This window comes from uncultured Psychroserpens sp., assembly GCF_947492715.1.
In the GTDB taxonomy this organism is placed as follows: domain Bacteria; phylum Bacteroidota; class Bacteroidia; order Flavobacteriales; family Flavobacteriaceae; genus Psychroserpens.
Map to the genome: position 1 here is coordinate 59,355 of NZ_CANLNS010000011.1, position 13,227 is coordinate 72,581.

Here is a 13,227-nt window from a genome sequence, read left to right on the forward strand (position 1 = left end):
ATTAACGATTTTGTAAAAAATCTTTCAAATCTTGGTAACTAGAAATCTTTATAGCAACTTTATCTTTATCTATAACTGCTTTAATTTGAGGAGGCAGTTTGAGTTGAGTTTTTATAACACCCTCTACAACGTCTAAAAATTTAGTAGGATGTGCCGTTTCAAGAAAAACACAATGGGCACTATTGTCCGTTTTAAGATAGTCTTTGCAACCTAAATAGCCAACAGCACCATGAGGATCTGCAACGTAGTTAAACTGCTCGTAAATTTCTAATAGCGCTTCTTTGGTTTGAGCGTCGGTATAACTAAATGATGATAGGTTAGTCTTGAGTTGGTCAAAATTGTTATTATAAATTTCTTGAATACGAATAAAATTACTTGGATTTCCTACATCCATCGCATTGCTAATAGTTGGTACTGAAGGTCTCGGACTATAGTTTTTGGTTTTTAAATAATTGGTAACAACATTATTTGCATTGTTTGAAGCAATAAAATGATTTACTGGGAGTCCCAGTTTTTGTGCCATCATACCAGCACAAATATTTCCAAAGTTTCCACTAGGAATAGAGAATACGATGTTGTTATGTTTTTTATGCAATTCCCTATAAGCAAACATAAAATAGAATAATTGAGGTAACCATCTTGCTACGTTGATAGAATTGGCAGATGTTAATTGTGTTTTTTGAGTAATCGATTCATCTAAAAACGCCTTTTTCACCATGTCCTGACAGTCATCAAAAACTCCATCTACCTCAAGTGCGGTGATATTTTGACCAAGGGTTGTGAGTTGCTTTTCTTGAATATCACTAACTTTTCCTGAAGGATACAAAATGACAACATTTACACCTTCAACACCAAGAAAGCCATTAGCAACAGCACCTCCAGTATCTCCTGAAGTAGCAACTAAAACTGTAACTTCGTTCGTGTTGTTTTGATTAAAATAACCAAGACACCTCGCCATAAATCGTGCACCAACGTCTTTGAAAGCCATGGTTGGTCCATGAAACAATTCTAAAGTTGATATGTTGTCATTTAGTGGTATTATGGGGAAATCAAACGTAAGTGTTTCTTCAATTATCTTTTTTAATACGGCTTCAGGAATTTCAGGGCTTACAAATTGTTTAATGGCTTCAAAAGCAATATCACTGTTAGATTTGTCTCCAATAGTTTCAAAAAATGATGGATGTAAAGGGGTAATGTGTTCTGGGAAATATAAACCTCTATCTGGTGCAAGTCCCTTTATTACTGCTTTTTCGAACGTTGTGTTTGGTGCTTCTCTATTTAGACTGTAATAGTTCATTTATAAAATTTTGATGCCTTGGGTGTTTATTTTTGAAATATATATTTCGAAAGGAATATTTGTCTTGACAAATACGTTTTGGATTGCCTCTGCAACATTTTGAGCTTTTTTATGGCCATGGCTTAAACTAAAAATAGAAGGTCCAGAACCTGAAATTCCACAACCTAATGCTCCGTGTTTAAGTACAGTTTCTCTAATTAAATCAAAGTGTGGGATAAGTTTACTTCGATGTGGTTCTACTACGACATCAGTTAGCGATTTACTTAATAAATCATAATCGTTTGAATGTAAGGCATGTACTAGACTACCAACATTAGACCATTGTGTTATGGCATCTTTTAAAGGTATATTTTTAGGTAAAATAGCCCGAGCTTCTGCCGTTTTGATTTCAATTTGAGGATGAATAATTACGGCCCATAGATCGTTAGGTGTAGGAAGTTGTAAAATATCCAAAGGCGCAACTGATTTAACGAGCGTAAATCCACCAAAAATAGCAGGCGCAATATTGTCGGCGTGTTCACTCTTACTTGCTAAGGCTTCGCCTTTCATAGCGAAATTAGTGAGTTCAGTTCTATTATAAGGTCTTCCCAAAATTTCATTCATTGCAAATACACTTCCAACAGCACTTGCAGCACTACTTCCAACACCACTTCCGGGTTTGATTTTTTTATAGATTTCAATCTCAAAACCAAAATCAGGTTGCACGTCTTTTAATAATGCTAATGCGGATACACCGGCAACATTTTTTTCAGGATCGAACGGTAAATCGTAACCAGTGATTTTTGTAATATGGATACCTTTTTTGTCCGTTTTTCTTACAACCATTTCGTCCCCAATAGAGTCTAAACAAAATCCGAGCACGTCAAATCCACATGATACATTTGCTACAGTGGCAGGTGAGAATATTTTAAGTTCCTTCATTAGTTGTTTCCTATTCTTATTATATCGGCGAAAAGTCCTGAAGCAGTAACATCAGCTCCAGCACCAGCTCCTTTTACTATAAGTGGCTGCTCTGGATATCGCTCTGTGTGGAACATTACAATATTATCTTTACCCTCCAAATTATAAAACGGATGACCTTCTGGAACTTCTTTGAGCCCAACTTTGGCTTTACCCTTTTTAAATTCTGCAACATATTTGAGTTGACAATTATTGTTTTTAGCAGACGTATACAGCTTTTGGAAATGATCTTCATTAGTTTTTAAAGTTTCATAAAAATCATCAATAGAACTGCTTTCTAAGCTGTCCTTGGTTAAAAAAGATTCATTTTCTATGTCTTCAATTTCCATTTTCATTCCGTTTTCTCTGGCTAAAATTAACATCTTTCTAGCCACATCAATACCACTTAAATCTATTCTTGGATCGGGCTCTGTATAACCTTCAAATTGCGCACGCTTTACAGTGTCATGAAAGTTGTTTTTATCGCTAAAATTATTGAAAACAAAGTTTAAGCTACCAGATAAAACAGCTTCAATACTGGTTACTTTATCACCAGAAGCGACTAAATTGTTTAGTGTATTAATGATTGGTAATCCAGCGCCAACATTGGTTTCAAACAAAAATGGCGCGTTGTATTTTAGAGACAATCCTTTCAATTCTTTATAAGTATCATAAGAGCTAGCGCAGGCAATTTTATTACATGCTACAACGGCGATACTTTGTCTTAAATAGTCGTTGTAAAGTTTAGCTACGGCCTCATTTGCCGTAATGTCAACAAAGATGCTATTTCTTAAATTTAGAGCAATAACCTTGTCAAAAAAACCACCTAAGCTCGACTTTTCTGCATAATGAAATTGAGATGTCCAATTATCTAAATCGATCCCATTTTCATTAAAAATCATCTTGCGTGAATTGGCCATTCCAACAATTCTAACGTCTATCTTTAATTTTTTCATTAAAAAGGCGTGTTGTTGTTGAATTTGATCAATAAGTTTTTCGCCAACGTTACCAACTCCTGTGATAAAAACGTTGAGTCGTTTTGTTTTAACCTCGAAAAAACTTTCGTGTAATGTGTTAAGTGCTTTTTTAACATCTTTATTGGCAATTACTGCAGAAATGTTTCGTTCAGAAGCACCTTGGGCAATGGCTCTTATGTTAATATTGTTTTTGCCTAAACTTCTAAACATTTTTCCACTAATACCTTGATGATTTTTCATGTTGTCTCCTACCAAGGCTACAATTGAAAGGTCGTTTTCAACAAGTATAGGGTCTATTTTATGAAGTGATATTTCATACTCGAAAGTAGTATCAATAGCAGATTTTGCGATGTCTACATGGCTTTGATCAATACCTAAACAAATTGAATGCTCTGATGAGGCTTGTGTAATTAAAATGATATTAATTTTTTCATTTGCCAAGGTTTCAAACAAGCGTTTCGAAAAACCAGGAATACCAACCATTCCACTTCCTTGAAGGGTAATTAGTGAAATATTACTAATGTGACTAATTCCTTTTACTGCTAATCCGTTTTGCTCATTTAACTTTGAAATGAGAGTCCCTTCGTCATTTGGTTTTAACGTGTTTTTTATTAGAATAGGAATTTCTGCATCTAGAACAGGTTGTACAGTGGGAGCATATAGAACTTTGGCGCCAAAATGAGAGAGTTCCATCGCTTCCTGATAAGATAACTTTTTAATCGGAATTGCTTGTTGCACAAGTTTAGGATTCGCAGTATACATACCACTAACGTCGGTCCAAATTTCAAGTCTATTCACTTTTAGAGCTGACGCAACAAGTGCAGCAGTAAAATCTGATCCTCCACGTCCTAAAGTCGTCTGCTCGCCAGATTCAGATTTTGAAATAAAACCTGGTAATATCGTGATGCGCTCTTTAGCTTCCGAAAAGTAGTCTTTTATGTTAGTATTCGTTAGTTCTAAAAGAACTTCTCCTTTGGTGAAATTGGAATTTGTAATGATAAGATCTTGACTATTTTTTCTAAGACAGTTTAAACCTCTGTTTTTTATAGTTTCTGCAATTATAAATGATGATAACAATTCGCCAAAACTTAAAAGTTTATCTGAAGTTTTTTGAGATAACTCATTAATCAAGAAAATACCATCTAGCAGGCTTTTTAACTCCTGCAATTTTGCATTCAAGCGGTTGGAAATTTCAGTATTATCTGAAGGTATTAATGTCTCTAATATAGAATGATGCTTTTCGGTAATTTGATCAAATTCTAAGACGTAGCTTTTGTCTTTATTTTGTGCTAATTCTCCCGCTTTAAGAAGTTTATCTGTAATACCGCCAACGGCTGAGACAACACAAATTACTTTATCCTTTTTTGCATAATCATTAAGGATTGTTATAACGTTATTTATGTTTTTTGCAGAACCTACAGAAGTTCCACCAAATTTTAAAACATTCATTTGTAGTGATTTATAAATGAGTTGATTTTTCTTTTTTAATCCTTTAAGCAAGGACTTATAATGTGTTGAGTATATGACAAACTAAAAACCCCTAAGGGTAGTCATGCCATGAGTTGCCTCATTGAATATTAGGGTATGATGTAAGGATATTTGCGTGTCGTTTAACATAAAAATCGTCTATACCTTTCAAATGTATTATTTTTACAAGAATAAAAAAACTTAAAAGGTTGTTTTACCTGTTTTTTAGTTTAAAATTAGACTAATGGTATAAAGTACCTTGTTAAGAAAAAAAGCTATCAATTTAACAACAGATTATAAACCTCTTACATGAAGATTTTTTCTAAAGAACAAATTTACGAAGGCGACCAACTAACGTCAAAAAAGCAAAATATTTCCTCTACTGAATTAATGGAGCGTGCTGGAATACAAATTTTTAATTGGCTACATGTACGCATGCAAGGAGCTCAGGTTCCCATACATGTGTTTTGTGGCATTGGAAATAATGGAGGTGATGGATTGGTTATTGCTAGACACTTAATAACGCATGGATATAATGTTAATACCTATGTGGTTAATTGTAGCGATAAACGATCTCCAGATTTTTTAGTAAACTATGATTTGATCAAACAAACTACTAAGAAATGGCCGAATATGTTAAGCTGCGAAGCCGATTTTCCAGAAATACATAAAGATGATATTATCGTAGATGCAATTTTTGGAATAGGACTTAACAGGCCTGTAAATGACTGGGTAAAATCCTTGTTTGTTCATTTAAGAAATAGCAAAGCATTTACCTTGTCTGTCGATATTCCATCTGGAGCTTATACAGATAAAGTTCCTGAAGATGAAAATGGAGTGGTATGGGCTAATTATACATTAAGTTTCCAGTCACCAAAACTCATTTTCTTTTTACCCGAAACATCAAAGTATTCTGTGCAATGGGAAGTACTAGATATTGGAATTGATCGAGAGTTTTTGTTTATGACAGAAACAGAGGCAGATTTAATAGGAAAACATGAAGTATTGCCTATTTATAAACCTCGAGAGAAATTTGCTCATAAAGGTGATTTCGGACATAGTTTAGTTCTTGGTGGAAGTTATGGAAAGATGGGCTCAGTTGTATTGGCAAGTCGTGCAGCACTTTCTATAGGAGCAGGATTAGTAACCGCTTTTGTTCCAAAATGTGGTTACCAAATTTTACAAACAGCTTTCCCAGAAGCCATGGTTATTACAGACGAGGAGGAAACTTTTATTTCTAACATTTCATTTGATATAGAACCAAAAGTTATTGGATTGGGAATTGGAATGGGCACGAATGTTAAGACGATTTCTGCTTTGGAGAAATTCCTAAAAACTAATAAAACTCCATTGGTTATTGATGCAGATGGATTAAACATGCTATCCAAGAAAAAAGCGTTGTTGAAACTACTTCCAGAGCAATGTGTTTTAACACCACACCCAAAAGAACTAGAACGATTAATTGGTAAATGGAAAGACGATTTTGATAAACTCAAAAAAACGAAGGCATTTTCAAAAAAGTATAAGGCTGTTGTTGTTATAAAAGGAGCGAATACCATAACAGTTTTTCATGACAAATATTATATCAATACAACTGGAAACCCTGGTATGGCAACAGCCGGAATGGGAGACGTTTTAACAGGTGTTATTTCAGGTTTAATGGCACAAGGTTATGATGCACTAGCGGCTACTGTTTTTGGAGTTTATTTACATGGAAGAGCTGCAGATATCGCTATTGAAGATTTGGGCTATCAGAGTTTAATTGCTAGTCATGTAATTGAAGCACTTGGAGAGGCTTATATTGATTTATTTAGACAGCCAGAACAACCCGAAGCTGCAGAAGGTCAAAGTAATAAAGAAGACACAAAAAAAGCCACTCATTAAAGTGGCTTTTTTTAGTTATATATAGGTTGCTTAAGGTTGCATTTTAAGCTCTTGCTCAAGTAACTCAACTAATTTAGGATTAGAAGGTCTTGGCGCATCTGCACTAACAATATTTCCATTAGGATCTATTAAAATAAATCGTGGAATCCCATCAATAGCATAATCTCTAACGAACTTAGACTTCCAAGCGTTATCTGCCATTAATTGAACACCTCCTAATTCTTTATCTTTTACCATGTCAACCCATTTGTCATGATCTTTAACTTCGTCAATAGAAGTACTCACAAATTCTATGTTCTCATTGTGAAACTTCTTTTCAACCTCTTTTAAAGATGGTATTTCTCTAATACATGGTCCACACCAAGTAGCCCAAACATCTACGTAAACATATTTTCCTTTTAAATCAGCCAAAGACATATCGCCTCCTTTGTGGTTTTCATAATTGCTAAAAACAGGAGAAGGTTTACCTTTCATCAAATCCTTATTTTTTTCATACTTCTCCACTAAACTTTTCTTAGCATCTTCATTTGTAAGGTTGCTCATAAAAAAGTTATGTATAGATTCCATATTAGGATTTCCTGGAGATACAAGAAAACCAGCTAGATTGGTAATGATGTCATTCTTTAAAGCTGGTATTTTAATTGCTTCAATACTTTTTAAATGTTCAGTTGTAGTGGCAAGGTGATCATCTCCAATAGCCTCATAAATTGGATCTAGAGATTTACCCATTGCAATACTTCTATACGCTTGAGAAGACTTGTATGCTCTTTCATTATCTAAAGCTAAGTTTTTTATAGCGTCAGGAACAAAGTTTTCAGATACTTCGAAATCTGGCTTTTTCGCATAATAAGAATGATATCTACCATAACGATCTATCATACCATATTCGTCATAAACTAAATTCTCTTTTTCAGTAGCAAGAAAATCGGCATCTGCATTTTCAAGCGCACTTAAAGCATCAAGATTTGTAGATTTAATTTTAGCAAGAGCTTCTTTGTAAGGCCCTTCTTCTAAAGCATAAAAAACAGCCGCATCTTTAGTGGCTTCTTCATTGTTTAGATATTTTTTAGCTAAGTAGTTGTTCTCTACAGAACCTTCACCAGTATAAGTTACTGTTTCATCAAATTCTTTAGCATCTACTGTAACATTAATGTTATCTCCTTTTTTGATATACATTGATGTACTTTCTCGTCCAAAAGAGAGTGAATAAAATCCATTTTCAGAAATACGTAATGTGTCAGAAAAAGTACCATTCTCTTTGATTTCAATTTCCGATTTAAAATCGGCATTTGATAATACTGCTTTTGTAGCTTTTGAATTTTCGATTGTTCCAGAAAGCACAGCATAATCAATTTTAGGTTCTTGCTCACATGCAATAATAGACATTGCAAAAAGAGCAATAATTAATCTTTTCATAATTATAATTGTTTTAGTTACTCAAAAATACAGATTATTAATATTTTAATTCACATTTTATTAATTATTAACATTTGTTGCAAAGTAGAAATGTTATTCTGAATTTTGAGACCGAAACATTTTTATATGAACACGACTCATTTTATATCTTCGGAAATATTAGAACTAACAACTATTTGTGATATCATTTTTCAGAATAGGAAGATAGAACTCTCAGAAACAGCGATTGATAAAATCCAAAAATGTAGAGATTATCTTGATGAAAAAATTAAGAATCAAGATGAGCCTATTTATGGAATTAATACAGGATTTGGTTCTTTATGTGATGTTAAGATTTCCAAAGATAAGTTGACGCAGTTGCAAGAAAATTTGGTAATGTCACATGCATGTGGTACTGGAGATGAAGTACCACAACCTGTTGTGAAACTAATGTTATTGCTTAAGGTGCAATCCCTTAGTTATGGACATAGTGGTGTTCAGTTAGAAACGGTACAGCGATTAATAGATTTTTATAATAACGACGTTCTACCCGTTATTTATACCCAAGGGTCTTTAGGGGCATCAGGAGATTTGGCTCCTCTTGCACATTTGGCTTTACCACTAATAGCAAAAGGGGAGGTACGTTATAAAGGAAACGTCTGTAAAGCTCAAGAGATATTGACTCAGTTTAATTGGGATCCCATCCAACTAAAATCAAAGGAAGGTTTGGCGCTATTAAATGGAACACAATTCATGAGTGCCTACGGAGTTCATTTACTTCTGGAATCTTATAAGTTGTCTTATTTTGCCGACTTAATAAGTAGCATTTCACTCGAAGCATTTGACGGAAGAATAGAACCATTTAATGAGTTGGTTCATCTAGTTAGACCACACCAAGGGCAAATCAAAACTGCCGAACGCGTTAGGACATTTTTAGAAGAAAGTGAGCTTATCCAACAGAAAAAGGAACATGTACAAGATCCTTATTCGTTTAGATGTATTCCACAAGTTCATGGCGCAACAAAAGATACTTTGAGTTTTGTGTCTAAAGTCTTTAAAACCGAAATTAACGCCGTAACCGATAATCCAAATATTTTTGTTGGTGAAGATGAAATTATATCTGGTGGAAATTTTCATGGCCAACCTTTGGCACTAGCTTTAGACTATTTAAAAATCGCAGTGGCAGAGCTTGGAAATATTTCTGAAAGACGAATTTATCAATTAGTTTCAGGACTGAGAGGGTTGCCTGCATTTTTAGTTGACAATCCTGGGTTAAATTCTGGGTTCATGATTCCTCAATATACAGCCGCAAGTATCGTAAGCGCAAACAAGCAATTAGCGTCACCAGCCAGTGTAGATAGTATTGTCTCTAGTAATGGCCAGGAGGACCATGTAAGTATGGGTGCTAATGCAGCCACACAATGCTACAAAGTCGTTTATAATTTAAAAAGAGTATTGTCTATAGAATTGCTTAATGCCTCCCAAGCAATTTATTTCAGAAAACCTCTAAAGTCTTCTCCATTAATTGAGTCGTTTTTAGATAGTTATAGAGTTGAAGTACCATTTGTTAAAGAAGATTTGATTTTTTACAATTTGATTGAAAAGACCTTACATTTTATCGATGATTTTTACATCGAAAATGAATTACTTTTCGATTAAATGCAAAAAAAAATGTTCAACTGTTTAATATCAAAAAAAAGGATAAATTTATTTGGCTGTCAGTATTTTATAATATATTTTTGAAAGTAAGTTGTGGTGAGTTCTGTTCACTCGCAACCCAATAGTAGATTAAATAATAGCATATAAATTTACTGTTCTTACCTTAAAAATTGTTTAATAGCACAACAATTGATTATTAGCATTTATTGATTTAGAATGACATCATTCTAGTTTGATGTTCTGCTTTGCAGTACATCATATTTTATTTTGAAGCTTATACGCAAATATCGTATTTGCGCTTTGCTGACAATACATGTATTGTCAATATAAATGTTAAGATAATTTTAATTTAAAACCAAATGTTATGTTTATGAGCAATTTTACTCGAAGTGGTAGGCGCGCCAAAATTTGGCAGTCTATTACAAACCTATCGTGTTGTAGCATTGATCTTATGACTAAACAAACTAAAAGCGTGAAGACGTTACTCGTCTTTATCATGCTTTTTGCGTTTAGTACAAGTACAATGTTTGCACAAGATGCCGGTCGAAGTACGTTCTTCAACCGTTGTCTAGACGATGCGCCTCCGGGGCCTACAGAGGCTGACGTGGCGAATCTTTATTTAAATCAGTGTGGTGACATCCCGGCTGAGGTTATTAAAACAACCTTGCAAGAAGGAAATGATTGCGACTGGAGAGTTGAGTACACTTACGATGTTAAGTGTGGAGACTTTGAAGAGCAAATCAAAATCGTCTACAATGGAGGTGATTTAACTCCACCAGAATTAAATGATGGTGCAGTGCTGCCTGTTGGAGAGACCGGCTTAAATTTATGTTATGACGATGCTCCTGAGGGACCATCAATAGCAGATATTGCTGAGTTGTATTCAGATAATTGTAGCGATGTTATTGTTACTAAAGACGGAGCACCAGAAGGAACAGATTGCTTATGGTCTGCAGTGTATACATATACTGTTAAGGATGCCTGTGGTAACACAGTAGTGCCAGATCTAGTAGTAACGTATTCAGGAGGCGATATTCAACCACCATTTTTGGACAAGAAAGTAGCAATTCCTACTGGAGAAAATGGATTGAACTTGTGCTTTTCAGATAAAGCTCAAGGTCCTACTGTTGAGGATATTGCAGCATTGTTTATTGACAATTGTGGAGACGTATTAGTTGAAAAATCTGAAGTTTCTAAAGGGAGTGACTGTAAGTGGTATGCGGAATACACGTACACAATTCAAGATAATTGTGGGAATTTTGCAGATCCTATAGTTGTTATATATAGAGGTGGAGATCAAGAGCCTCCTGTATTAAATGGAGTACCAGATGACGTTGTTGTAGATTGTATTGATCAAATTCCATTTACACCAAAGAACGTTACAGCGACAGATAATTGTTCATCTAAAGTGTCAATCAACGTAAGTGATGATACGAGTAATTTAAATGGAGCATGTTTAGGTGGAACGGTTATTAGAACTTGGACTGCAACTGATGATTGTGGATTAAGTGTTTCTGAAAGCCAAACAATTACAGTTTTACCAACACCTGAAGCTACTTTAGAAGCTCCATCATTCCCATCTAACATTTCATGTGAGGATGCAGCTGGTTTTTCAGCAAATGATGCGACATATAGTAATGGTGTACAAGAAGGAGCATGTGCTGTTTCTGGTTCTATTGAAGCTACTGTGAATGCTCAATATGATGAGTGTGGTGGTACAATAACTGTATCTTACGATGGTTTAGATTCTTGTGATCGACCTTTAAGTGCAGGACCATATATTATTACTGTTGACCCAGCACCAATGGCTGAGTTTGATGAAGTAGAAGATATGGAAGTGACTTGTGCAGAAGCATTAGTTTTTGAATCAAGTCCTTTAGGATACACTAATGGTGGAACTGGAGTATGTGAAATATCTGGTGAAGTAGAAGGTGAAGTAATTGGAGATTACACAACATGTGGAGGTTTTATTTACGTAGATTATACATATACAGATGATTGCGGTAGAACGATAACAGCTAAGAAAACTGTTACAGTATTACCAGCACCAATGGCAGAGTTTGATGAAGTAGAAGACATGGAGATTTCATGTGAGGAAGCAAATTCATTCGAGCCAGGATCATTATCATATACTAATGGTGGATCAAGCACTTGTTTAATTTCAGGTGAAGCTCAAGGAGAGTTAAGCGGATCATACGATGAGTGTGGTGGTCTTTTAGAAGTTGATTGGACTTACACTGATGAATGTGGAAGAACGATAACAGCTAAGAAAACAATCACAGTATTACCAGCACCGATGGCTGAATTTGATGAAGTGGAAGACATGGAGATTTCATGTGAGGAAGCTAATTCATACGAAGCAGGATCATTAGGATACACTAATGGTGGAACTGGAGCATGTGAGATTTCAGGAGAAGTTCAAGGTGAGTTAAGTGGATCATACGATGAGTGTGGTGGAACGCTTACAGTGAACTGGACTTACACAGATGATTGTGATAGAACAATCGAAGCAAGTAAGACTATTACTGTATTACCAGCACCAATGGCTGAATTTGATGAGGTGGAAGACATGGAGATTTCATGTGAGGAAGCAAATTCATTCGAGCCAGGATCATTAGGATACACTAATGGCGGAACTGGAGCATGTGAGATTTCAGGATCAGTTCAAGGAGAATTAAGTGGATCATACGATGAGTGTGGTGGTCTTTTAGAAGTTGATTGGACTTACACTGATGATTGTGATAGAACAATCACAGCTAAGAAAACAATCACAGTATTACCAGCACCAATGGCTGAATTTGATGAAGTAGAAGACATGGAAGTTTCATGTGAAGAAGCTGCATCTGTACAGGCAGGATCATTAGGATACACTAATGGAGGAACTGGGGCATGTGAGATTTCAGGAGAAGTTCAAGGTGAGTTAAGTGGATCATACGATGAGTGTGGTGGAACATTATATATAGATTGGACTTACACAGATGATTGTGACAGAACAATCGAAGCTAGAAAGACTATTACAGTTGAGCCAGCGCCAATGGCTGAGTTTGATGAAGTGGAAGACATGGAAGTTACATGTGAAGAAGCTGCATCTGTTCAGGCAGGATCATTAGGATACACTAATGGCGGAACTGGAGCATGTGAGATTTCAGGAGAAGTTCAAGGAGAATTAAGTGGATCATACGATGAGTGTGGTGGAACACTTACAGTGAACTGGACTTACACTGATGATTGTCAAAGAACAATCACTGCTAGTAAGACAATCACAGTATTACCAGCGCCAATGGCAGAGTTTAACGATGTACAAGATATTTCTATAGCTTGTGAGTTAGCTAGCCAATATGAAGTTAATCCATTAGGATACACTAATGGCGGAACTGGAGCATGTGAGATTTCAGGAGAAGCTCAAGGAGAATTAAGTGGAACATACGATGAGTGTGGTGGAACTTTATATGTAGATTGGACTTTTACTGATGATTGTGACAGAACAATCACAGCAAGAAAAACAATTACAGTTGAGCCAGCACCAATGGCAGAGTTTGATGAAGTGGAAGACATGGAGATTTCATGTGAAGAAGCAAATTCATTCGAGCCAGGATCATTAGGATACAC

7 protein-coding genes are annotated in these 13,227 nt (G+C 35.3%); 3 read left to right on the forward strand and 4 right to left on the reverse strand.

Features of this window, described 5'->3' with window-relative positions; translation table 11 throughout:
- Window position 1: 1 nt before the first annotated feature.
- Genes thrC through thrA form a run of 3 tightly spaced genes read right to left on the reverse strand, consistent with a single transcriptional unit; the run spans window position 2 to window position 4,662 of the window.
- Complete coding sequence (thrC, locus tag Q0787_RS18805) at window positions 2-1,297, reverse strand: threonine synthase (RefSeq protein WP_298904864.1); 1,296 nt, start codon at window positions 1,295-1,297, stop codon at window positions 2-4.
- A complete protein-coding gene (locus tag Q0787_RS18810; RefSeq protein WP_298904867.1) occupies window positions 1,298-2,218 on the reverse strand; it encodes a homoserine kinase in 921 nt (306 codons plus the stop codon).
- Window positions 2,218-4,662, reverse strand: coding sequence for a bifunctional aspartate kinase/homoserine dehydrogenase I (gene thrA / locus Q0787_RS18815; protein WP_298904869.1), 2,445 nt, complete (start codon window positions 4,660-4,662; stop codon window positions 2,218-2,220). Before thrA ends, Q0787_RS18810 begins: the two co-directional genes overlap by 1 nt.
- A 327-nt stretch (window positions 4,663-4,989) precedes the next feature.
- Between thrA and Q0787_RS18820 the strand changes: the two genes are divergently transcribed.
- Window positions 4,990-6,564, forward strand: coding sequence for an NAD(P)H-hydrate dehydratase (locus Q0787_RS18820; RefSeq protein WP_298904871.1), 1,575 nt, complete (start codon window positions 4,990-4,992; stop codon window positions 6,562-6,564).
- A gap of 30 nt (window positions 6,565-6,594) precedes the next feature.
- Here the strand turns inward: Q0787_RS18820 and Q0787_RS18825 are convergent, their stop codons facing one another.
- Window positions 6,595-7,980, reverse strand: a complete 1,386-nt coding sequence (locus Q0787_RS18825; protein WP_298904873.1) for a TlpA disulfide reductase family protein — start codon at window positions 7,978-7,980, stop codon at window positions 6,595-6,597.
- Between the two features lie 126 nt (window positions 7,981-8,106).
- Between Q0787_RS18825 and hutH the strand changes: the two genes are divergently transcribed.
- Together hutH and Q0787_RS18835 are read left to right on the forward strand one after the other, a co-directional pair.
- Window positions 8,107-9,618, forward strand: coding sequence for a histidine ammonia-lyase (gene hutH, locus Q0787_RS18830; protein ID WP_298904877.1), 1,512 nt, complete (start codon window positions 8,107-8,109; stop codon window positions 9,616-9,618).
- A gap of 472 nt (window positions 9,619-10,090) precedes the next feature.
- The coding region (locus Q0787_RS18835) for a hypothetical protein (RefSeq protein WP_298904879.1) at window positions 10,091-13,227 on the forward strand (3,137 nt) is incomplete at its 3' end.